Origin of the sequence: Stieleria bergensis, from assembly GCA_007745635.1 — a bacterium.
In the GTDB taxonomy this organism is placed as follows: Bacteria; Planctomycetota; Planctomycetia; order Pirellulales; family Pirellulaceae; genus Stieleria; species Stieleria bergensis.
This window is the reverse complement of sequence record CP036272.1, coordinates 1310258-1333618: the sequence shown is the minus strand read 5'-3', so window position 1 is coordinate 1333618 and position 23361 is coordinate 1310258. Positions and strand designations below refer to the sequence as shown.

Annotated in this window: 14 protein-coding genes; 3 read left to right on the top strand and 11 right to left on the bottom strand. The window is 55.2% G+C overall.

Features of this window, described 5'->3' with window-relative positions; translation table 11 throughout:
• Positions 1-388: 388 nt before the first annotated feature.
• The 3 genes from ltrA to SV7mr_RS04365 form a co-directional block, all read right to left on the bottom strand.
• Positions 389-1672 (bottom strand): group II intron reverse transcriptase/maturase, encoded by a 1284-nt coding sequence (gene ltrA / locus SV7mr_RS04380; RefSeq protein WP_419187352.1) that lies wholly within the window; start codon positions 1670-1672, stop codon positions 389-391.
• A 724-nt stretch (positions 1673-2396) separates the two neighbouring features.
• On the bottom strand, positions 2397-3845 hold the full coding sequence (purB, locus tag SV7mr_RS04370) for an adenylosuccinate lyase (protein ID WP_145269571.1): 1449 nt from the start codon (positions 3843-3845) through the stop codon (positions 2397-2399).
• A gap of 502 nt (positions 3846-4347) precedes the next feature.
• The gene (locus SV7mr_RS04365) at positions 4348-4569 is read right to left on the bottom strand and encodes a hypothetical protein (protein WP_145269569.1); all 222 of its coding nucleotides are present in this window, start codon (positions 4567-4569) and stop codon (positions 4348-4350) included.
• Positions 4570-4596: 27 nt separating this feature from the next.
• Between SV7mr_RS04365 and SV7mr_RS04360 the strand changes: the two genes are divergently transcribed.
• The gene (locus SV7mr_RS04360) at positions 4597-6651 is read left to right on the top strand and encodes a hypothetical protein (RefSeq protein ID WP_145269567.1); all 2055 of its coding nucleotides are present in this window, start codon (positions 4597-4599) and stop codon (positions 6649-6651) included.
• A 103-nt stretch (positions 6652-6754) separates the two neighbouring features.
• Here SV7mr_RS04360 and SV7mr_RS04355 read toward each other — a convergent pair whose 3' ends face one another.
• From SV7mr_RS04355 to SV7mr_RS04340, 4 genes are all read right to left on the bottom strand, one after another.
• Positions 6755-7135 carry a hypothetical protein gene (locus SV7mr_RS04355; protein ID WP_145269565.1) on the bottom strand — a complete coding sequence of 127 codons (381 nt, stop codon included), beginning with the start codon at positions 7133-7135 and terminating at the stop codon, positions 6755-6757.
• Between the two features lie 14 nt (positions 7136-7149).
• The gene (ppk1, locus tag SV7mr_RS04350) at positions 7150-9399 is read right to left on the bottom strand and encodes a polyphosphate kinase 1 (protein WP_419188077.1); all 2250 of its coding nucleotides are present in this window, start codon (positions 9397-9399) and stop codon (positions 7150-7152) included.
• A 190-nt stretch (positions 9400-9589) separates the two neighbouring features.
• Positions 9590-10843: a DUF2231 domain-containing protein gene (locus tag SV7mr_RS04345; protein WP_419188076.1), complete on the bottom strand. Its 1254-nt coding sequence runs from the start codon at positions 10841-10843 to the stop codon at positions 9590-9592.
• A gap of 668 nt (positions 10844-11511) precedes the next feature.
• On the bottom strand, positions 11512-12213 hold the full coding sequence (locus SV7mr_RS04340; RefSeq protein ID WP_145269561.1) for a hypothetical protein: 702 nt from the start codon (positions 12211-12213) through the stop codon (positions 11512-11514).
• 343 nt (positions 12214-12556) lie between these two features.
• On the opposite strand from SV7mr_RS04340, the gene SV7mr_RS04335 reads away from it, so the two are divergent.
• Positions 12557-13609, top strand: a complete 1053-nt coding sequence (locus tag SV7mr_RS04335) for a 3'-5' exoribonuclease YhaM family protein (RefSeq protein WP_419188075.1) — start codon at positions 12557-12559, stop codon at positions 13607-13609.
• A 9-nt stretch (positions 13610-13618) separates the two neighbouring features.
• Positions 13619-14347, top strand: coding sequence for a 7-cyano-7-deazaguanine synthase QueC (gene queC, locus SV7mr_RS04330; protein ID WP_145269559.1), 729 nt, complete (start codon positions 13619-13621; stop codon positions 14345-14347).
• A gap of 287 nt (positions 14348-14634) precedes the next feature.
• Here the strand turns inward: queC and SV7mr_RS04325 are convergent, their stop codons facing one another.
• The 4 genes from SV7mr_RS04325 to SV7mr_RS04310 form a co-directional block, all read right to left on the bottom strand.
• Positions 14635-16308 carry an Ig-like domain-containing protein gene (locus tag SV7mr_RS04325; protein WP_145269557.1) on the bottom strand — a complete coding sequence of 558 codons (1674 nt, stop codon included), beginning with the start codon at positions 16306-16308 and terminating at the stop codon, positions 14635-14637.
• Positions 16309-16578: 270 nt separating this feature from the next.
• Positions 16579-18924, bottom strand: a complete 2346-nt coding sequence (locus tag SV7mr_RS04320; RefSeq protein ID WP_145269555.1) for a hypothetical protein — start codon at positions 18922-18924, stop codon at positions 16579-16581.
• Between the two features lie 4 nt (positions 18925-18928).
• Positions 18929-19996 (bottom strand): prenyltransferase/squalene oxidase repeat-containing protein, encoded by a 1068-nt coding sequence (locus SV7mr_RS04315; protein ID WP_145269553.1) that lies wholly within the window; start codon positions 19994-19996, stop codon positions 18929-18931.
• A complete protein-coding gene (locus tag SV7mr_RS04310; protein WP_145269551.1) occupies positions 19993-23358 on the bottom strand; it encodes a hypothetical protein in 3366 nt (1121 codons plus the stop codon). The genes SV7mr_RS04315 and SV7mr_RS04310 overlap by 4 nt, the downstream gene beginning before the upstream one ends.
• Between the last annotated feature and the right edge of the window lie 3 nt (positions 23359-23361).

Below are 23361 nucleotides of genomic sequence, written 5' to 3'. Positions count from 1 at the left end.
GTGCTCGCCGATACAACCCAGCGATCGCAGCCTTCTCCAAGAGACTGACCGAACAAGGCAAGCCTCCAAAGGTCGTTATTGCCGCATGCATGCGCAAAATCCTCATCACACTCAACACAACGGTCAAAACAAATACAACATGGGAAAATCCACAAAACGCTTGACATCTAACACAGCCGCTCCCGCTTGCGGGAGAGTCGGCCGGTTTGCGGTGGTATCGCGCTTGTGAATGTGCCGATTTGCAAGGCGGCGGCATTGGTTGTCTCAAGGCCGGCCGGGGAGGGTTTCGCTGTGGCTGGTTGGCAGTTGGCGTTGCCAACCACTTCAGTCACGGTAGGAACGGCCGTTTCCGGCCGCCCCCCGCACAGATCCGTACTTGAGTGTTGTCTCATACGGCTCCTGCCTTGATTCGGGCGCGAAATCGTTGATCTGGATACGGGTGGCGTACCTTGGCGTGAGGGAGGTAGGTCAGCAGCAACCGTTTCATGCGAGGCCAAGGCCAGCGATGCCGTTGGCTGCGACGACAAAGCGTACGCAACCATAGACGGCTAACCTCGTCTCGAAATCGACGTAGGCGGCTCACATTACCTGGGACGGCATAGTAGGCCAGCCAGCCGCGGACCACACTACCCAGCCACCGACCTTGTTGGCCGACTGACTGGTGTCGCCGACGACGAAGCTCCGCCTTGATTGCCGAGAGGGTACGAGCCATCCGGCTCGCGATCGTCTCGCGGCGAATCATGAACCACCCCGTCTTTGGGCTGGTATCACAGCGGTGCGTGAAACCGAGAAAATCGAACGTCTCCGGTCGACCGTCTCCTCGCTCAGATCGGCGCTCGATCGCATAACGACCAAACTCGAGCAAGCGAGTCTTTTCGGGATGAAGCTCAAGGCCGAACTTACCGAAACGTTCCCGGAGTGCTTCCAGGCACATTTCAGCATCAGCTTTGCTCTCAAACCCAATCACAAAATCGTCGACGTACCGAACCACAACGACGTCCTTGCGGCCGCGCTGTCTTCGCCAGTGGTCGATCCACAAGTCCAACACATAGTGAAGATAGATGTTCGCAAGCAGCGGCGAGATCACCGCTCCTTGCGGAGTCCCCACCGTCGTCTTGGACCACTCACCGTCTTCGCTGACACCGGCTCGAAGCCATTTTCCGATCAGACGGAGAATCCGTTTGTCGCTAATGCGATGCTCGATGAACTTCATGAGCCATTGGTGGTCCACGTTGTCAAAGAAGCCTTTCACATCGGCGTCCAGAATCCAGTTCACCTTTTTGCTGCTCACGCCGACACACAACGCATCGAGTGCATCGTGAGCGCCGCGACCAGGACGGCCACCATAACTGAATCCGAGAAAATCCTGTTCGTAGATGCACTGCATGACCCACCCGGTTGCCTTTTGGACAATCTTGTCCTCCAGGGCCGTGATGCCGATCGGACGTTGCCGGCCATCGGCTTTGGGAATGTAGATTCTCTTGGAGGGCTTCGCTCGGTAGGCACCCCGGTGAATACGACCGTGTAGAGCCTCAATCGAGGCTTCTCGGTCTTGCTCGTACTGCTGCCAAGTCACCTCGTCGATGCCCGCTGCGGCAGATTTCTTCAAATCATCGAAGGCCTCGTGCAGCAGGGGAACGTTGATGTGATGCAACAGGTTCTCGAACTTCAACGCAGGACAGTCCCGCGCTGTTTCGCGCACACCCAGCAGCCCGCGAGAACGACGCTTGGTCCGACTCGAAGTTCGGGGTCGATCGTGCTGCGAGGTGCTCATCTTGGCTGAGTCCCTTTCCTCGACAGACTCCGCGGCCGGTTCAGTTCCGGCGTTGTTCGCCTGTGTCGGCAGTACTATGGACTCATCCGACTTCCGATCAGCGTTCATGGCAGCCTTTCCCGCTGGACGGTTCGCTGCCCGCACTGGATACTTGCCAGTGGCCGATCGGATCTCCCGGTTCTCGCGATTGAGATTTCCACGCATGCGCAGGTTCTCGTGACTCCGCCGTGTCCGATGGGTTCTCGCCTAATGACGAACCCATCGGTGTTGCCTTCCCCATAGAGGGACCGGGTCGGCACACGGAAGTTCAGATTTCGGAGCTCAATAGCTGGCCTGCGTTTCCCCCCTTGTCGGACGCTCAGCACAGATCGGTTACCCTCTCTGCACCTCCGATGGAGGCCATAGCAGTTGGCTAGACTTTCTACGTAGGACACTTTCATTCCCTATCTCAATCCGGTTTTATCCCGGCACTCCCCTCACCTCGCTGACGCTCGACTCTCCCGCAAGCGGGAGTGTTCAGTCAACGGCGCTATCAACAACATCCTCCCGCTTGCGGGAGCACGGCACCCTACTGTTTTGCCATCAGCGGTTTTGGCTTTCGAACCGTGGCTGGCTTTCCGAATCAAACGTGAACTTCAACGCTGAGCGATTCACTGTTGCTGTAACGCTGGCGAATCGGTTTGACTTGATCTTCGATGAAGTCATCGACCTGCTCGGGAGCTCGGCCGACGAAATCGAGCGGATTGATCTCCGTCTCAAACTCGACCGCTGAGAAGGCCGAATCATTCTTCAATCGCTCAATCATGTCATTGGGTTTGCCTTCTGCATTGACACGTTGAGCAACCTCGCGGCTGTGAACTCGAATCCGTTCGTGCAGGTCTTGGCGGTCGCCGCCAGCCTCCACCGCTCGCATCATGATGTTTTCCGTTTCCATGTACGGCAGTTCTTTTGCCAAGTTATGTTCAACGGTTTTTGGATAAACAACAAAACCACTTGCGATGTTTTGCATCAAGACCAGTGAAGCATCAATCGCCAGGAACGCCTGGGGAATCACCAAGCGTCGGTTGGCGCTATCATCCAATGTCCGCTCCATCCACTGCGTCGCCGCGGTCATTGCGGGACTGGACTGCAAACTGATCACGAACCGTGTCAGGGCGCAGATCCGCTCACTACGCATTGGATTGCGTTTGTAAGGCATGGCACTGGACCCGATTTGATTCTTTTCAATGGGCTCTTCGATTTCTTTGCGATTGGCCAGCAAACGGACGTCTGTGGCAATCTTGTGCAACGACTGCCCCACACCACTTAACGCATCCAGCAGCATTGCGTCGACTTTCCGAGGATACGTTTGCCCGGTGACGGCATAGGTTTTGTCAAAGCCCATCTTTTCGGCGATGCGACGTTCCAGTTGACGCACCTTGTCATGGTCGCCCGCGAAGAGCTGAAGAAAACTCGCCTGCGTCCCCGTTGTTCCTTTAGCACTGCGTGCCGACAACGTGGCCAAGCGATGCTCGACCTCTTGCAGATCTAAAATCAGATCATAGGCCCACAGACAACAACGCTTGCCGACGGTGGTCGGTTGAGCCGGTTGCAGGTGAGTGAAGCCAAGGCAAGGCAGGTCACGATACTGCTGAGCGAAGGTGGCCATCGCATCAATGGTGGCTGCCAATCGCTGGGCGACTAACTGCAAGGCGTCACGGATCAAAATGACATCAGCGTTATCGGTAATGAAGCAACTGGTGGCCCCCAGGTGAATAATCTTTTTCGCTTCGGGGCACTGGTCGCCATAGGCCTCGACATGGGCCATGACGTCGTGGCGACGAATGCGTTCGTATTCCTTGGCCACATCAAGATTCAAATTGTTCTGGAACGCTCGCAATTGCTCCAGCTGCTGATCGGTGATCTCGATTCCCAATTCCTGCTCGGTCTCAGCCAGTGCAACCCACAACTGCCGCCACGTTTGAAAACGTCTTGTGGTGCCCCACAGTGTTGCCATCTCATTGGAGGCGTAACGCTGGATCAAAGGGTTCTGGTACTTAGATTCCGCACTGTTGGAGTTGTTTTCGGTCATGGCTGGTTTTTAGAGAGGTCATTGACGCTGGTGCTAAAGCCGTAGATTCTGGCAGGGATGCGTGTGAGTGACAGGCCATTGCGGCCAAATTTAACGGTCATTTTTGCTGTCGCTGATCGCTGGCCAGAGACCCGGCAGGGCGGCAGAGACCCGGCAGGGCGGCAGAGGCCCGGCAGGCCGCCCGAGGCCGTTCAACGACCGCTGGGACTGCCAACGGGGCAGCAAGGGACCTAACTGGTCGATGCTGAGCCCGACGCGGACCTCTCGCCAAAGGATGGCAGGCGAATGAGAGATTGCCGAAAGCAGCGATTGGGAATGCAAGCTAACCCAGCTACTATAGGGTGATTCGAGGAATCGTTACATTCCCTGGGACCGCCTGTCGGTTTACGCTTGTCATGGCCCTGCGATGGCTGCTGATGACTGGCAAGCTGGTATGTTTGCATAAGATTTTACGACCGCCGCTTTTCCTAGCGATGCCCCCAAACTTGACGGAGCTTTCCTGCTAAATATGCTGGTAAGCGCTGACTAAGTGGTCACTGTTGGGCGGTCGATACTGCAGGTAATGGGGTGCCTTAAATAGGCTTAATCGATGAATCTGAGGGTTTTTCAGAAGATACCGACGGTCAGCGGACTCTGGCTGCCGAAAACAACCGCTATGAGAATCAGGCAACTTTTCCATCGTGCCACCGATCTGACGTTTGGCAACCGGCAACGAGCTGGACATCGCCTCGTCCGGTTGGCGTTGGCCACGATGCTTTTCGTACTGACCGCCGGCCTTGGCGTTGCCGGGCCACTGTCAAGCACTGCGGATGCACAGCAGGAACAACCTGCCGTGCTCTCAATAGACGCTGCGCAGGAATCAGACGAAACCAAAGCCCAAGAGCCCCTCTCGGCCTCTAAGGAGCAAGTTCCGGCAGTCGAACCCGAGCCCGCAGAGGCCGGTTACCTGTCTGGACTCGATCTGCTGCCGACATCGGTTGTGTGCATGGCTCAGATCAGCGATCTGCCACAGTTCTGTCAGCAATGGCGACAAACCGATCTTGGCCAACTGCTGAAAAGCGACAAGATGCAGCCCTTCATCGACGCACAGCGTCAACGGGCCTCCGATTTCCTGGCCTCGGTTGGCAAGAAAATTGGCGTCAAGCCGATGGACCTGTACGAGCTTGGCAGCGGCGAAATCGTCGTCGCGTGGATGTCGTTCAATCAAGATCATCGGCCCTATGCAATCAGCCTGATCGCTGACATTCGCGGCAACAAAGTCAAAGCGGATCAGCAGTACAAGGAAATCGACGCCAACCTGGTTGAAGGCGGCGCGAAAAAGAAAGAAGTCACTTATGGCGATGAGACCATCATCGTTTACGAGTACGAGCGCAAACCGGGGCAATTGACCATCGATGAACTGGCCATTTGCTACAACGACGAGCGACTGATTGTGTCAGATCGCGAGACCGTCATCCAGGACTTGCTGGATGTGATCGCAGGTAAGACCGAATCGGGCCGCTTCGCTGGCACCGCAAGCTACCAAGAGCTGTTCGCCAAGCTCAAGACCGTCAACCAAGCCGAGCCTCTGGACGGTGCTGATGAAGCCATGCGTTGGTACGCCAACCCGTTTGAAGTTGGCAAGATCATTCGCCAGATGGTCAAAGTCGAACGAGTGGATGAGTTAGACATCATCGCTTTGCTACAACGCAACGGTTTTGACTTCATCAAGGCCATCGGCGGAGTCGGCTCGTTGGCCGGCGATCGATACGACGTGCTGCACCAGGGCGTCATCCTTGCGCCTGGCAAACTGGAAAAGGGTGCCAAAATCCTGCAATCCTTCAACGGCCCCGACACCGGTGTCCCAGGCTGGATTAGCAACCAAGCCGGTTCATTCGCTCACCTGTACTGGCGCATCGAAACCGCCTTCTGGGCTGCTGAACCGGTGATCAATGACGCCTTGGCCGAAGACATCTTCCGCCCCGTCTTGGAAGGAATCCGTGACGACCCACAGGGCCCAATGATCGACTTGGCAAAAGACTTCCTGCCACACTTGGGCGACGAAATCGTCTTACTAAGCGAAAGCGATCAAACCGACCAGGGACCGTCCGGCGGCTTTGCCATCGCCATTGAAGTCACCGATGCCGAAAAGATCAACACCGTGGTTGGCAAGGCAATGAAGGCCGAACCGTCAGCCAAACCGCTGGAGGTTGACACCTTCGAAGCGTGGCAAATCCAAAACACCGAAGAGCTTGAAGAGGATCTGGACGACGACCTGAAGGACCTGTTTGGAGACGGCGGTGAATTCGGAGACGAATCAGAAGAAGCCAACGAAGAACCACTGTTCGATCACATCGCCCTCGGTGTGATCACCAGTCAAGACGAAGAGCAGAAAGACTACCTGGTCTTCGCGAACAGCGCTGAACTGCTGCTTCAAGTTGGCAACAACATCCATCAAGGAGCCGGTGAAAACGCGTTGTCCAAAACGACGGATACAAAAACCGTGATGACGGAACTTCAACGACTCTGCGGACCCGATCAAAGCTACGCAGCCTTCGGTGTTGTCCGGCCGTCTGTTTCACTTCGGGCACGCTATGAACTGTTCCGTCAAGGAAAGCTCAAACAGGGCGACTCGTTCTGGGCTCGACTGCTACGCCGCGTCGTGCAGCCCCAGGGCGACAAAGAACGCCAACCCATTGATGGATCGACCCTACCACCGTTTTCAGAGATTCAAGATTCTCTCAACAGTGGCGGTGGCTTTTGGGTTCGCACGGACTTCGGCTGGGCCTTTGCTGGATTCATCTTGAATCAGCCAGCCGACGAGTAACCAATCTGCGTCCTTGCTGGACTGACACCAAGGCCGATCAGCGCCAATGTAGCCGACGGAAAAGTACGCTGAAGACAGGCGTGCTCGCGGGACCGCCAACCTGTTACGCTGGCGTAGGAAACTGCAACACTGCCAGCGAAACAATCGCCAGGGCCATCGTGAACAAAGTGCCCGTGATGAACAGGCACCAACGCGGCCAGCGCTGATGGTATCCCAACCAGCGGACATAGGTTTCGACCAGAGGACCGGCGAAGTAACACAGATTGGCAAACACACCTCCGCCAATCACCAGCCAAAACACTTCGACTTGGAAAAGGGCCTCCCCTGTTAGCAACAAGGTAAACGGCACCAACACGGCCAGATAAACAAGCCGCAGTTTCTCCCATGCTAAGAACGTTTGCTTAGCAATCAACAACAGCGATGCCTGCTGGGACTCCAGAGGTAAAGACGTTTCAACGGTCGGCGCGTACGGATTATCACTCATGGCAAGATCGCGTTTCAGCTAGAGCCACTGACAGGGCGAAAGGTTTGCCGACGACTGGACTGAGCGATCGACGAGAGCTCGACTTCCTGTCGATACAGCTCGTACTGCACTCGATAGGCGGCGTCCTTGGGAGTGGGCACTTTCTCATAACGGCCATCTGCCTGCATCCGCCAGGCATTGACGTTGTCTTTGAAGTAAGCGTTCAAGACATCTCGCAACCGGCTACTGCAAGTCGGATCACTGACGGGGACCATTAACTCAACCCGACGATCTAAGTTGCGAGGCATCCAGTCAGCACTGCTAATGTAGACCTTCTCATTGCCGTTTTGATGAAAACAAAAGATCCTCGCATGCTCTAGGAATCGATCGACAATGGACACCACTTCAATCGACTCGCTCAGACCTTTGACACCTGGTCGCAAACAACATTGGCCACGAATGTTCAATTTAATTTTGACGCCAGCCTGACTGGCTCGATACAGCGCATCGATCACTTCGGTATCGACCAGCGCGTTTAGCTTGGCGATGATCCTGCCATGCCCTGACTGCATGCAACGCTGGGTTTCCCCTTCGATCAAGTTCAAGACACGCTGCCGGAGTTGCAGTGGTGCCGCGGCCAGCTCTTCCATTTCCACCGGCTGGCTGGCCCCCGTGACGGCATTGAAGAAATTCGTTGCATCGCGACCGAGCACTTCATCACAGGTCAGCAGCGAAACATCGCTATAGATGCGTGCGGTGACTTCGTTATAGTTGCCGGTGCCAAAATGCATGTAGCGGCGAATGCCATTGGACTGACGGCGGACAATGATGCAGATCTTGGCATGTGTCTTCAGCCCATGAATGCCGTAAATCACCTGCACGCCGCTGCGTTCCATCTCACGCGCCCATTCAATGTTACGCGCTTCGTCGAAACGCGCTTTCAGTTCGACAATCGCGGTCACATACTTGCCGCGTTCTGCCGCACGTTCCAGGGCTGCGATGACAGGACTGTTTTTACTGGTTCGATACAGCACCTGCTTGATCGCCAACACGTCAGGATCCACTGCCGCCTCTTCGATCAAACGCACCACCGAGTCAAACTGCTGATAGGGATGCACCAGCAATAAGTCACCACCTTCGATGGTACTGAACATGCTTTGATCAGGATCAATCTTGGGGTGAGGAGTCGCTGGCCAAACCTCATCTCGCAGTTTTTCAAAGCCATCAACGGAATGCAAGCTAAACAAGAACGAAAGATCCAAAGGTCCCTGAATGGGATAAAGATCCTGGGGATCCAAGTCGTGCACCTGACGCAGGAATTCAACAGCATGTTCGCTGGCGGTCGCGCAGTACTCCAATCGCACCGCTCGCGCAAAGCGTCGGCTTTCAAGCACTTCCTCCATGCCGCCCAGCAAATCAGACGCTTCGTCCTCTCGTAACTCGATATCAGCATTGCGTGTGATTCGGAACGGAGTGCACTCAAGCACTTTCCGACCGGGGAAAAACTCAGCAACAAAATGCCGCACCAGCTGTTCCAAAAGCACATAGCCCATGCGATGGTTGCTGGCACTCGGCATCAACCGCGGCAAGGTGCGGCCCATCGGTAGCAACGCCCACTCAAAACGCTGCTGACCGTCCTCGTCAGCAGAATCAGCGAGCACCCCCAAACGTGTCTCGGCGTCGATTTCCAAACGCACCAGCAAATGCATGCCCAAACCGCGGACCATCGGAAACGCATCCGCAGTCACAGCCTGTGGTGAAAGGACAGGGAAGATGTCTTGCTGAAAACGTTCGGTTGCTAAACGCAGTTCGGTGCCTTCGGATTCACTCAGATTGATCTCAACGATCCCCGAGGTTGCCAACTGGGGCCCGACCTGCTGACGCCAGAGCTCGTATTGACGTTCAACAAATCGATGCGTTCGTTCGGCGACAGCTTGCAACTGCTCGCTAGCCAGCATGCCGGCGGGATCTTGTTTGGATGGATTGCGTTGGCGGAGAATTTTCAATCCGCCCACTCGCACCATCATGAACTCATCCAAATTGGATCCAGTGATGGCCAGAAACTTAGCCCGTTCCAGAATGGGCAGCGTGGGCTCGGCCGCTTGAGCAAGAACGCGCTCGTTGAACCCTAACCAGCTGAGCTCACGATTGAGAAAGCGATCTGGAAAATCCTGCTTCAGCTTTTTTCGAGAGCTCTTGACCAAACCATGAGCCGCTGCACTTGCCGCCACGCCATTGCTGGCCTGAGACTGCTCTGATGGATTTTTTTTTGCTCGCTTGGCCACGGCAACTCCCCCCCTGGAACGTCTGATTCCTGATACACCACCAATGAGTTGGTCATTGTAACGTGCAATCGACGACGATGAAGAGGCCAAGACTGGCCAGGTGACGGGTTCCGGGCAGCGAAACGAGAAAGTGACCCTGCCAACCAATGGGCATGATCACTTCAGAGGAGCGGGCGGAGGATTCAGAGAATCACTCGGTCTCGTCAGTCGCTGGCTCGTCAGTCGCTGGCTCGTCAGTCGCTGGCTCGTCACTGTCAGCAGCCTCACTGCTCGTGTCCGTGGTTGCCTCAGCAGTTTCTTCCGCTGCAGGTTCTTCCGTAGCAGGTTCTTCCGTAGCAGGTTCTTCCGTAGCAGGTTCTTCCGTAGCAGGTTCTTCCGCTGCAGGTTCTTCCGCTGCAGGTTCTTCCGCTGCAGGTTCTTCCGCTGCAGGTTCTTCCGCTGCCGCAGTTTCCTCGGCTGGCTCTTCAGCAGGTCCCAAGATCAATTCAAAGGCCTTGGTGTACATTGCCTTGCCATAGACGAGTTCGCCACCCTGGTGACCGACCAAGCCAACCAGGCCAGCCAACACCAACAAGCCCAGTTTCCAAACTTTGTGCAGTGACGGCTTTTTGCCGGTGACTGCTTTGAAGGCCACTAGTGAAAAGATCACCGACAGCACACTGACAATGATTCCACTCCAGCGGTGCCAGAAAATCTCACTATCCATGTCAACCTTCGACCACGAACCATAGCCATGCTCGGCTGCAAAGGCCCAGCCCATCGCGGCGGCGACCACCGATGTCAACGCACCAAACCAGAGGCATGCCAAAGGGATCTGCATTCCGAGTGAAGGCCTGACCACGCCGACGACGACAAAGAACGCGCCGAACAGGAACAGAGCAATGGGAAAGTGCACCGTCGCCGGGTGAAAATAGCCCTGAAAGGCCCAGACGCGTGACAGGAAGGATCGCGCCTCTTCTTCTGCAGCAGGCTCGGCGGCAGGCTGATCACCGGCGTCTTCTTCGCCAGCCGCTTTGATGATCAAGCCTTCGGGCCAATTCGCGCCTTCCAAGATCCAAACCTTGATCAGAGACAACTCCTGCGCCGTCAGCGGGCCACCTTCGGAGACCGGTGGCATCATCGTGTCCTCGTCGTCGGTGACCAGGAAGTCGGCCCACAACGTACATGCATCAACGTCGTCAGTATCGTCGATGTAACTCAGCGCATACTCGGGGTCATCAATTTGAAAGTCCCCTTTGGCGTTGTCGACGTTGTGACACTGGAGGCATCGCTTCTGGAAAATCGGCAAAATGTCACGTTCAAAATTCACCACACGACCTTCGTCATCAACGGCCGGACCTTGGCTATGTGCAGTGGACGTGAAGCTTGGCGACAAGCACAACAACACGCACAACAGCGCGAAGCAGGTTGGCATCAGGTTGAGACGGTGAAATGGCAACTTCATGAGGTGTTTTCTCCCAGACATCCTCGAAAACGGAGCAAGCAATGCAGATCAAACTCAATCATGATCGGCATCGACCTGAATCCGTAGACCAGTGATGTGAAGTAATGCAAAGTATTTTGCGAATCGACAATAATGTGGCGTCTTGGCAACCATCCGCCTGCCCGGGCGAACTCCTGCGCGTTTCGTCGAGCCGATCTTGCAACCGGCTCCCAAACACGCCCACAGTCGCTAGCGTTTCGTTCAAACATAGCAGCTGTCCACGAGCTCCAGGCGACAGCCATTTTAACGGGAACTCAAACAGGGGATTTCATGCACACAGCGTTCGTTGTTTTCCGACGCGCTGGGACAAACAAGTGCTCAGCAGATCAACAAACAACCAAAGCAGCCAGAACCACTGATAACAAATCAGCGCCGATAGGAATTGTCAGCAAAATGGAGGTGGGATAGGGGGTGGGGACAACGGGCTGGCATCGAATGAACGCATCTTCAACCCATTGCGTCCCTCTATTATGTCACAAGCCGCGTGAATTTCCAAATCAATCTGCAGCGATAGCGGTCAGAGGCCCGGTTGCTGTGGCATTGCGAACAGGCAGTGCCCAATGGCTCCGCTTTTTCCAGTGAGTGGGAAGCCTGTCCTCGACAAGCCAGTGACTTTCTGTGTCATCACGTCACAGTGGGACACCGTCATAGTAAGTTTCGAGCTGCAGGAAGGCGATTTCAGCGTGCACTGCACCGACATCGGGATTCTGCAACGTTTCGGCGACCTCATCGGCCAAGAATTGTGCAAACAGCATGCGTGCCTCAGCCAGCAATGGCACAACTCGGCCGACCGGCACCTCAATCTGGGTCTTTTCAGCCACACGGCGAATCAAATCGGCAGTGGGCAGATCACCCTCGTGTTCAGTGATCCAGAGCAGCTCGAACAGAGGCCGGGAAAGATCCTGGTGTTCCAGTCGCTCCAGTGCTCGCCACGCACGTTGCAGCAAGCAGTCTCGCCACAAGCCTCTCCATCGGTCCGAATCATTTCCGACACTGGCCAGCTGATGTTGCACGGCTTCTGGCAGTGGCGTTTTCGATTCGGCAAAGTGTGATTTGACACAGGAGCGAATCGCCATGGCAACAAACTGCCGCAGGTTTCCATTGTGTTTTTGACCAAAGCCCGCGGAGACCAAGTGCGTCAGCAACCGCTTGAGCGCTCGGTCAGTGTCCGCTTCCGCCGGCAGGATTTCCATCAACAGCGACTTCATTGGCGACAGATATCGCAAAATGAACCCTGCAGCGCTTTCCGCCTGCGTCCAACTGCGCGAAGAACGCGCCAGGTTGACGCTGGTCGGCGAGGTATCCGTCGAAAAGGGAGACGAGTCAGACATGGCCCCCAGTATAGCGACAGTTGCCCCAAACCAAAGCTTTTCTGTCGCAAAGCAGCCCTGCGGGGGAGCATTTCTGTGCCAACGTGCCCTTTTCACTCGGAGGAGTTTTCCCAGAATTAGCTTCCTGCGGGGTCGCCAATCCTTTAGCAATACGGTTCAATTGACTGACCGATAGAACCATCGTCGGCAGGATTGAGGGTAACTGGACCGGTCTTGGAACAGCCTTCGGTTCCCGTGCATGGGTCTGCCTACATTTTTGACTCGGAAAACCGTCCAACAGCCGCACGAGATGCCATTTCTCCCGGCGCGGTTTTCCATCGCCATGGCTTGAACGATCAACCGCATGACTAGCACTTCCCCCAATCCCACTTCGGCTATGGATCAATCAAACAACGGCGCCGGTGCAAGTCAGCTCTCCAAGCCTCGCAAACCGATCAACCAGCTGGCCGATGCGATGAGCATTGACCAGGTCTTTGTCCTCGGCGACAAACAACAGCGTACCAACCGCCAAGGCAGCCAGTACCTGCTGCTGAAATTGACCGATCGCACTGGCACAATTGTGGCCATGCTGTGGAATGCGGACAACGACACCTATGATCAGCTAGAACGTGGTGGCTATGTTCAGTGCGCCGGACGAACGCAGATCCACCAAGGGGCACTGCAAATCATTCTTTCCAGCATCGCTGTGGCAGACCCGCCAACGGTCAATCCCGCCGACTTCGATCGCTTTGATGCCGACGCGGCCGACGAGGCTGAAACCACGCTGATCGAAATCCTGACGGGACTGACCAACCCACCGTTAAAGCAACTGGCAAGCTGTTATTTGAATGACGAATCGTTCATGAAACGCTTTCGGCGAGCGACAGCAGCCGTCTCCAATCATCATGCCTATCCCGGTGGCCTGCTCCGACACACGGTGGACTTGATGGAAATCTGTCAATTCATGGGGCCGCGCTACCAACGGGTGAACACCGACCTGCTGACCTTTGGTGCCTTCTTGCATGACCTGGGAAAGATCGAAGAGATTCTCTGTGAGGGCGAACTGACCTATAGCGATCGCGGCCAATTCGTGGGGCATATTGTGATTGGCATCCAAATGCTTGGCGAAAAAATTGCCCAGTACGAAACCGAAACCGAGCAAGCTTTTCCAGCAGAGTTGCGTTTGCACCTGGAGCACCTGATCGTTTCACACCATGGACAAAGGGAATACGGCAGTCCTTGCCTCCCAGCAACCATGGAAGCGATTGCGTTGCACCATATCGACAACCTGGACGCCAAAGTGACCTCGTTTGACAGCCTGATTGAATCCAGCATGGGAAACCAAGATCACTGGACGCCCTACCTGCCATCAATCTCTCGCAAGCTCTGGAAGAAACCTGACGTCCCCAACGCGTAGGAAAAGTTGATGAATTCCCAGCCCACTGCATCCAGTCCCGCAGCCAACGACGCGGCGAATCCCGCAGCGATCGTGCTCTTGTCCGGTGGCCTGGACAGCACGACCTGTCTTGCGATCGCACAACAGCAAGGCTATCGGGTGCACTGTTTGAGTTTTCGTTATGGGCAGCGACACCAATACGAACTTCAACGCGCCGAAAACATTGCTCGCCAATTCCAAGTGGCAAGCCATCAAGTGGTTGACATTGACCTCGCTCAATTTGGCGGTTCCGCTTTGACCGATCAAAACCTGATCGTTCCCAAGCATGACACCGCAGATGAAATCGGCGCTGAGATCCCAATCACTTACGTCCCGGCACGGAACACGGTATTTCTTTCGTTAGCGCTGGCGATGGCGGAAACACATGCCGCAAACGATGTCTTCATTGGAGTCAACGCACTGGATTACAGTGGCTATCCAGACTGTCGCAGCGAATACATTCAAGCCTTTCAAACGATGGCCAATCTGGCGACTAAGCAAGGCGTCCAAGGTGAGAAACTGACCATCCACACTCCCTTGATTGATCTAACCAAAGCAGAAATCATCGCCAAAGGCCTCTCGCTGGGCGTGGACTATGCCATGACGCTGTCCTGTTACGACCCCTTGCCACCCGGCGTCCCCTGCGGTCACTGTGACGCTTGTTTACTGCGAAATCGAGGCTTTGCTGAAAACTCGATCCACGACCCATCCGTGCAGTGACTCACTGGACCCTGCGCTGAAGAGCTTCGGGTTAGCCAGGCAAGGTGCCGTGCTTGCACGCATCAATGAAATGGCAGCGCACCGTTGGGCCGCAATCATGTCGATTTTCCGCATCCGCACCACCGGTGCTTGAAGATGTTCAAACCAGTGCGTGCAAGCACACAACCGACGAATGAAGCATTGGTGCGTGCAAGCACACAACCGACGAACGGTTCAGACCAACTGAAAACGGCCATTGCAAATCGCAATGGCCGTGTCCAGTGAATCAGTTCAATCGTGAGCAGGCTTTATAGACGGAAGTACCAAACCACAAAGTTGTTCCACCCAGTTAAGCTGGAATCCTCTTCAACCAAGCCTTCACGGATGCTACCAGCAATGTCGTAAGCCTCCTGAATGTCAGCTTGGGTGTATCGGCCTCGGTAGACTTCAATATTCAATCGGCGTTGGAAGGCTGCCAGACTCACGACAGCATAAGTCGTTTGGCCAGCTTCCAAACGTCGTTCAATCACGTTCACCCAGCGATTCAACAGATACTTACTTGATGCATCAGGCATCGTCTCAACAGCGGCAATCAAGTCGCTCATTTCAGCAGTTGCTGTTTCCACCATCAAGTTAATCGTTGCCGTACTGCGAGCACCTCGTTCGTCAGCAATGGTGTACTCAAAGCTATCACTGCCCAGGTACCCAGCGGTGGGAACATACATGATCGTCCCGTCTTCATTGACGGTGACGGTTCCGTTGAGAGGCTGGGTGGCAGAGAGCACCTCCAGCAGGTCATTGTCTGGATCGGTGTCATTGGCCAGCACGTCCAACAAGTCTCCATATTGCTCGGCCACGCTGAACACATCATCAACCGCCTGCGGCTTCGCGTTGTCTGCATAGATCGCTGGATGATTAAAGGTCACCGCTGGCGGACCTACAGGCCGAACACCAACTCGAGAGAACGGAACCGAAAAATCAGTCGTTCCCCGATACAGCATGTTGGGATTGCGAGTACTGTAAACCAAGTCACCATCTGCATTCAGGTTGATTTTGGTGACACCTTCGACGTCGTTTAATGGAAAATATTGCGCCGGATCGCTAAAGTCACTTCCGTCGGAGAAGTCATTTGCATCAAACCTGAGCAACCCACTGCCATCGAATCCCATCACGATTGTTCCATCATGGTCGACAGTAAAACTGGTGACTCGAGACTGAACCCAATACGGAATCTGATAGAATTCATTGTACAAACGCGGCGTGCGTGTCTCGATCAGCTCCAGAGTTTCGGGATCATAAACATCGACTTCGAACGTTACATCTAAGTAACCAACATTGTCGATCAGCACTCCCTCGACCACTTGCTCTTTGCCAGCAGCATACAACAGACCATCCAAGCCAACGCACAGCGACGTATAGTCTTTACCTTGGGAAAAGTGCTGAGTCGTTCCTGTTTCAATGTCGTACTGTACGATCCCTGCCGTTCCAGGATCAGCGGTGTGAGCCCCTGGGGCATACTCCAGGGGATCCAAGTTATCAAGGATAAACAAACTGCGCCCATAGATCGCTAAGTCAGTCGGGACCGTCGTGAATGCATTCATCGTGAATCCACTGAAGACATGCCGCTGCACGAATTCTGCGGATTCTAATCCATCACTCCGTGTGACTTGAAACAGCCTCGGGGATGCCGAACGAGTCAAGATCCATAAGTCACCATTCGCATCAACGACGCTGTCTGACCAAGACTCAGGACCGGTGTCGTCGAAGCGATGAACACCGTTGATCACAAGCGTCTCGACTATCTCGCCAGTGGGCGACGTCAAATCAACCACGGGTCCATCGTAAATGTCACCGTGAGTGACTAGCAGCTCAGTGTCCGCCGCCAACATCTGCCGATCTTCCAATCGCTGCCAGCCAAATAACTTTCTGTGACCTCGCCTCCTAGGGGCCTGCTTGTTTTGGCGACGCTTACCTTTCAACATGATCAACTCCAATGGGTGGTAAATGGCGAATCCAAACGCCAAAAAATCAAAACAATGAATGCAACCAAAATAACTAGATTGACCATCCCATGCCAGACATCCGGACCATCCAGAACCACCCTAAGGAACTATCCCTACGCAGCCCCACAGAAACACAGCTGCGCAAATCAACGCAAATTGCAGCCTATCGGCTGCCAAAACCACCAAAATGAAAGCTCGATGAATCCTAAATTGTGGTAACTCACAACAAAATGAGTGCCTTTACCAGCGCTACTTACCACGTGGCGCCGCCGGAGCGGGCGGAACTGCCGGAGCGGGTTCCGCTTGCACAGGATCCTGCGTTTCAAAATCACGCGGTTGCTTCATCGGTTGCCAGAACAAACTCGCCTCACCACCCTGAACCAACTCTGCCGACTGTTGCAACTCCTGCAACTCTCTGGGCAAGCCTGGATTGCCAAAGCAGATGCATCGAATGTCTTTCAGAGGCAAACTGCCTTGGCCAAAGAGTCGATGCGTTAGCTGCAATCGTTGCTGGTGCACGGTCGCAGCTTGTACCTGAACCAGATCGTCGTCTGCGGTCCAAACCGTGATTCCCTTGAAAGCCTTCGGCTTGGGATCATCGAACTCATTGCGAGTCAAATCGGCGGCGGGAATCTGAACGAAGATCAACCGAGACAGAAACTTCCGCGACAAGGACCTTCTCTGTCCCCGAATCCCAACAATCACCTCGGTTTGGTCAAGCCAAGAGACGCTGCCACGCAAGAGATCTCCGTTCGCCGACGCCAACAGATGGGCTGGTGGATCCTGCCGCTGATTACGAGGCAAACTGATGGCCAGATTCCAGGCTGCAGGATCAAGCGGATCAGCGGGCAGGAAATCAATCCAGCCCACGGCAGCTGGAGGGAGGCTGCGTGTACCAAATAAAGAATCATCAAGTTGCAATCCCGACGGCTGCAAATGGGCCACTTTGCCTTTGATTCGCTGTCCATCCCGCAGATGAATCGTTTCCGCAGCGTTGGAAGCCGACTCTGGCTGAGGAGACAGAAAATCGATCCGCCACTCGCTATCATTGGACAAACGCACCGGTTCGGCGGCGATCGCTGGCTGGAATTGAAAACCAACTTGGCCTGGTAGGTCATCATGCAAGCGTCCCAGCAACGCCAGGTCGCTGGCGATCAATCGTGCGGTTGTTTTTTCCTGAACGCCAGGATTATCACTGCCCTGTGGGCTGGTGATCTGTTGAGGACGCCCCGACCACTGGATCACATCACCGACGGTGAACTTGCGCGGCGTTGTCATGTTGGTTTGAACCACAAACCGCTCTTGATCAACACCAATCAGAGTCCCCGTCACCCGACAGCCATCCTTGAGCGTCCAGGTTGCCCCTGAGGGGATGCGGCCAAATGGTTCCACTTGGTCAGCTGGAAAGTTAACCTGCCAAATCTGATTCCATTGGATGGTTTGTTCTTGGATTTGCAAACTGCCCTGACCGGTTAGCCTGATCGAGCCATAAAGCCGGTGTCCATCACGGGTCAGGACACATGGCTGGGTGAGCGATTGCTTGTCACCCGGAGACTGCTTCCAAAGGGGGGCAGTTGGCAATCGTTCACCATCCCAGTGACTTAGCAAGCAGCCTTTGACGACTAATGTGTCGCCGTGATTGAGCAGTGTCAGTTCTTGGCGGCGCACAGGTTCTTGATCTTGCAACTCCGCTGCAGCGACCTGTTTGCCGTTCACAGCAGCGATCAGTGTTCCTTTGACTTGATCGACATAGAGGTCGACGTCCAGGTTCTGGCCTGAGGCGTCCTGCAGTGCCTGCACCGGAATTGCCGCTGCATCCGAGACGCTGGCATTGGATCGCACCAAGGACACACTGCCCTGGCAGACCTGAACACTGGTCATCTGCTGTTGCTGGGGCGACCGAGGCACCGAGCCCACCTGCACCGTTCCAGACAGGTTTTCGACCGGCAGAGACCAGTCACCGAGCAGCAATTCCCAATCCGAATCGGCACTTGCACTGACTTGCAAACGCAAGCGAAATCGATCAGGCAAATCAAATCGCATCCGAGCCCAGGTCTGCGGCTGATGAAGCACCAATCCCTGCTGCGTGAATCCGCATTGCGGCGAACGATCAACACGATGCTTAGCCGAGCGCAATTGGTAAATGTCCTTGACCAGTCGACTCACGGGGTAGATCTGCGCCACCTCTTGCTGCGGCAGTTCGACAACGCCTACGGACTGAGTGCGAATCGTCAACCGTCCCTCTTTCCCGGACTGAATGGTGCCCACATAGCGATTGCCGGCCTGCGTGACAACAACCCCGATCTGATTGCCCTGTGCCGCAGGGACTTCGTAGTTGGAGGCATGCTGCTGTAGAACGGCTTCCAATAACGCGTTGCGATCAACCTTCAAGGATTCAGCGAACTGTTGCTGATGAAGCTTCAACAGGCCTTGCTTGACGTCGGCTGCATCTTGGGAAACCAGCCGGCCGAGAAAGTGGCTTTGATCGTCAAACACAAACTTCAGCTCAGGAGCTTGCCCGCGGGCTGCCCCCAGCGTCCCACCGAGCAGCCAAATGATTGACAGCCAAACACGAGAAATCCTTGGTCGCAACATCGTCCTATCGCTCATAGATGGGTAAGAAACGAAAGTTCAATGCCAAGGCCAATAAAGACATGGAGGTGCTATTGGTGACACCCACCTCTCCAGGAAAACTGCCATCGGGTCGTTGCAGTTTCAAGGACTTTGCAATCAGTGTGCGGTTCCATTGGCTCCATTGCTTGGGAGCACTTTGAAACAACGCCTGTGCTTGATAGTAACGAGCATACTCGGGCCAACTCGGCTCGGTTTCCAAGTTCGCCAACAGATAATCAAGAGTCGCCTGATAGGCGGCAAGATCACTCCGTTTTGCCAGTGCCAAGACCAGGTGAGTGAGACTGCTACGAGCGATCGACTCTCCACCACTGGCGCCGGATTCAACGTACCCTACAGTGCCATCTTCGGCGGTCATCGATACAAAGTATTGCAGCGCTTGATCAATGTTTTGATCGGGCACTTCGACGCCGGCATTCCTGGCCGCCAACAGTCCCATCATCACGGCGCCAGAGACCGAGGTATCGGCGTCATTGGCTCCTGGTGAATAACGCCAAGCCCGATGTCGATTGCGTTTCTGAGCCGTCAGCGCTGCCCGCACCGCGAGCTCAACCGTTTGCGCCAACGAACGTTTTTCTTGCGGATCGTCAGCATCAAACACCAGCGTGTCATCGACGCTGCCCATCGCTTCACACAATGCCAGCAGTGCAAAGCCGTGATGGTACATGCTTGGACCGATGTACCCGGTCACCAGTGACTGCACGTCAATCAGGTGCCGCAGCCCTTTGCGAATCACTTGTCGAAAGGGACCAAAATTAGGGTCCACTCCGGATGCTAGACAAGCCAACAGGGCCAGACCGGTCGTGCCCGCCCCCGCACCTTCACCAGCTGGCCAAGTGCCACGCGCATCTTGTGTCGCTTGCAGGAAAGCCAAGCCCTTTTTGTACATTTGCTGAACGTCGCGCGACACCGCACTGCCAATGTAACCTCGATCCGTCAAGGGCGCATCACCGGTAGGCGGCTGAGCCTGAACGGATGACAGCCCTGCCAGCGGTGTGCCAGCGAGCAGCGCCAACGCATTTCGACGTGAGATCATTGCGACGCCTCCTGATTGGACGGCGACGAAGGCTCCGGACGCCGGCGCTGATCAAGCCGCTGATAGTACTCTTGCAGCCCGAACTGAATCACTTGCGGCACGCGATGATTCTGCCCGCCCGTTGACAGCAGTGTCTCCGAATCACGTTGCATGGCTTTCTCGTTCAAGCCTTCAGCTAACAAGGTCAATGCAGCCTGATCGGTCGTTCCACCTTGACTGCCCTGGCGACTGTTGCCACTGGTGTCCGGATTGACTTTATTGCTTCGCAACAAGAGTTCAATGGCCTCGGTTTGCGCGGCGATAGCGGGCGGCCCAGTTTCTGGCTGTACCAACGTCTTTGTCGCGTCAACCATCGCGTCCGAAGCAAACCCCAGCAGATCGATTTCGCCGCGAAAATGTACTTGACCTTCAGGGACGGCGATCAAGGTATCGATGACGACGTCCATTCGATCTCGCAACAAGTCTTGCGTTTCGCTTAACCGTATCGCCTCAGCCATGTAATCGTTGGGCTCCATGGCTTGCTTGCCTTGCTGGGCGATGCGAGTCTGAGTCCGCAAGTTGACTTCGGATTCTAAGATTCGCATCAGTTCCAAGAGGATCTTTGGCGAGAGCGACTTGGGATTCTTGAGGGTGCTGTTGGACGGCTCTTGTTGCTCGCCAGGCAGCACCAGATCATCGGCCCAGCGATCGAGGGTATCCGCCCAGTATTCGGCTGCACTGAATGCCAGTCCAGGACGATCAACCACGTCCTTTTCTAACTGAGATAACTTTTGCGTCACCAATGATGCTTTCATTTCAGCCAACACATGGGCGAAATGAGGCACGTCGCGACGTTCACAAAAAGCATCCAGATCATCCATCACCAAACCGACTTTCCTAGACGCTTCAGCAACCTGCTGAACCAACGGCTCCACCTCTGCATCGCTCTGGTCAGCTGGCTGGGCGAAGCGCCGTTCCATCTGATGACTTAGCTGAACCGACAAGCGATTCTGCATTCGACTGACGGACTTTAAACGTTTAACCAGCGTGCTGTCTTCCAGATTGCCCAACAAGGCCTTCAACTGATCAGCGACCTCGTCGAACTGTGCGACCAGTTCCGTGTGCCGCTCGATCGCTTCGGCCAAGGCCTGGTCCACTTGCTGCTGCCCCTCCGCCTTGCTTGGGGCGGTCGGTTTGACTTTGCGTCCGGAGGTGTCAACGACGTTGGTGCTTAGCAGCCCTAAACGAGGCTTGGAACCGTCGCTAGACGAAGCGGTTGCATTGGTCTCTGCATTTGCATTTGTCTCTGCACTGCCCTGCCCCGGCTTGAGATCACCTTGGGTGGTTTCCGTGTCCGCAGCAGCTTGAAACGGCGACTCGTTATCCGTGTCTCCCGGTTTCGTGCGGTCTTTGGCAATGTCAGCGTCCGCAGACGGGTCGGCTGCGGGCAACATCGCCGCTGCCAGACTCGCATCGGCAAGGTCCGCAGCCTGTTTCAACAGTTTGCTCACCTCGGGCATTTGCTGATTGGCCATCTTGCTCAATGCACTCACGCTGGTCGCCAACGTCTCAAGTTCCTGAACCTCAACACGTTGATTGCGAGCCGCCATCTGCAGCAAACGTTTTCCTTCGGCAGCGACCTGTCGCAATTGGCGCGCATTGATGGTTTCTTCGCGAGCCTGGCGAAAAACCTGTTCTGCCCAATCTGCATCACGCCGATCGGCTGGCTGACTGTATAAGGTTTGATTCCGTTGAAACAACTGTAGCTCTTGATCACGCAAATCTAACGCCGACTGCTGCCAACGTTCAAGCTGGTTGGAAAGCCAGATCGCATGATCGTTTGCCGACAACACCTGCAACTCAATCGGTTGACTGAAGACCGGGTGATGTTCCGGATGGTCATCAGCGATCGAAAACTGCAATTCCACCAGCCCGTTGGGTGCATGCATTGCTGAAGCTTGAAAGACCGCCTGAAGAGGCAATCGGACAGGCTGGTCATTGGATAAAGAAGTCACCGTCAAACGCTGCGCGGGACCAAGCACGCGCTGTCCTTTCTGGTCGGCACTGCGCCAGTGCAAGGTGACTTCACGCACACGAAAATCGTCTTCCGCCAGCAACCGAAACTCCAAGGGCTGAGAATCCAGCACGCGCTGGTCGATAGGATCGTGTGTGACCTGTAATGCAGGCAAGCGATCATCGAACCGGTCCACCGTGATCAACAACGGCTCAGCAACAGCGATTCCCAGCTCATCGACCCAATCCACCAAGATCTCATCCTGCCCGTCGACGGGGATCTCCAGCCGATCCCCCGTCACTGCAATGGTTTTTCCATTGACAGTGGCATGCGAGAGAGGCTTCGAAAAGGTCGCCAGCACACTGGCACTGGCCCCTTTAACCAACGCAAACACCCCATCATCGATCGTGGTTTTCAGGCAAGGATCTTGATCGGCCAACTGCAGATAGTTTGGCAAGCAGACCTCCGCGTCCAGCGACTTCAAAACAGGCCGAGACGCAGGGGAAAAACGCTGCGTGATCTGCAGGTCACCGACCCGAACGGTTAACTCACTGGGCTGCTGAAGACCGGGGATTTCAAATGGATAACGCCCTGCAAGCTGTTCATCGCCACCAGTTACAAGCTCCGCTGATTGGCTCCAATCTTCCCCGGCCAGGGTTGCCGTGGCGGGAATCCAGCGTCCGCCGCTGGGCAATTGCAATGACCAAGAACTTGTTTCACCGACTGGCACATGCACAATCGCAGGCAAAGATGGCTTGGCGACAAACGTGTATCGTTCAATGGAGTGCCACGGCAGCAACACTCGCTGCGTCGTGTTCCAACAAGCCGCTGGCATCGCAGCAATGCAGAGCAAGCTGCCCAGCAAAAACGCCACCAGACCTCGGCGCCAGATCGACGGGCTGGAATCATCAAACAGCCGGTCATCGAGTGGCCCCGCTTGTTGATCTAACCGATGCAGCGAAGCCTGGCAGAGGTCTTTCGATCGTGCGAGTTCACGTGGATTCTGCGAAAGTTCAATCGCGCCGAAAAGTCGATCAGCAAAATCGGCGTGCTGGCTGTCGTGTTGGTCCTGAGCGAACCGACTGGCCAACGCCATCAAACCACGATGCCGTAGTGGCCAGATCAAAATCTGCAGCAACTGAAACAGGGCCACACACACGATGCCGATCAGGATCACTGCGCGAACCAGCGCAGGGATCGCCTGCAAACGCTCCACCACACAGCACGCCATAAAGACAGCCCAGATGAGAAGGACTCCCATCGCCAAGCGTCGCTTGATCAGACCGCGCCATTGCGCACGACCGAATCGGCTCAGCAATTCCGCTAAGCGTTCCGGGATCTCAATCGATTCGATGCGTTGTGGATTCATCAG

Excerpts from the sequence above, each read along its gene's own strand:
- SV7mr_RS04335 (WP_419188075.1), top strand. The coding sequence starts at position 12,557 with ATGACTAGCACTTCCCCCAATCCCACTTCGGCTATGGATCAATCAAAC.
- SV7mr_RS04365 (WP_145269569.1), bottom strand. The coding sequence starts at position 4,569 with ATGTCCAGCTCGTTGCCGGTTGCCAAACGTCAGATCGGTGGCACGATG.
- SV7mr_RS04310 (WP_145269551.1), bottom strand. The coding sequence starts at position 23,358 with ATGAATCCACAACGCATCGAATCGATTGAGATCCCGGAACGCTTAGCG.
- purB (WP_145269571.1), bottom strand. The coding sequence starts at position 3,845 with ATGACCGAAAACAACTCCAACAGTGCGGAATCTAAGTACCAGAACCCT.
- SV7mr_RS04320 (WP_145269555.1), bottom strand. The coding sequence starts at position 18,924 with ATGTTGCGACCAAGGATTTCTCGTGTTTGGCTGTCAATCATTTGGCTG.
- SV7mr_RS04315 (WP_145269553.1), bottom strand. The coding sequence starts at position 19,996 with ATGATCTCACGTCGAAATGCGTTGGCGCTGCTCGCTGGCACACCGCTG.
- SV7mr_RS04355 (WP_145269565.1), bottom strand. The coding sequence starts at position 7,135 with ATGAGTGATAATCCGTACGCGCCGACCGTTGAAACGTCTTTACCTCTG.
- SV7mr_RS04325 (WP_145269557.1), bottom strand. The coding sequence starts at position 16,308 with ATGTTGAAAGGTAAGCGTCGCCAAAACAAGCAGGCCCCTAGGAGGCGA.
- queC (WP_145269559.1), top strand. The coding sequence starts at position 13,619 with ATGAATTCCCAGCCCACTGCATCCAGTCCCGCAGCCAACGACGCGGCG.
- SV7mr_RS04345 (WP_419188076.1), bottom strand. The coding sequence starts at position 10,843 with ATGAAGTTGCCATTTCACCGTCTCAACCTGATGCCAACCTGCTTCGCG.
- SV7mr_RS04340 (WP_145269561.1), bottom strand. The coding sequence starts at position 12,213 with ATGTCTGACTCGTCTCCCTTTTCGACGGATACCTCGCCGACCAGCGTC.
- SV7mr_RS04360 (WP_145269567.1), top strand. The coding sequence starts at position 4,597 with ATGCTTTTCGTACTGACCGCCGGCCTTGGCGTTGCCGGGCCACTGTCA.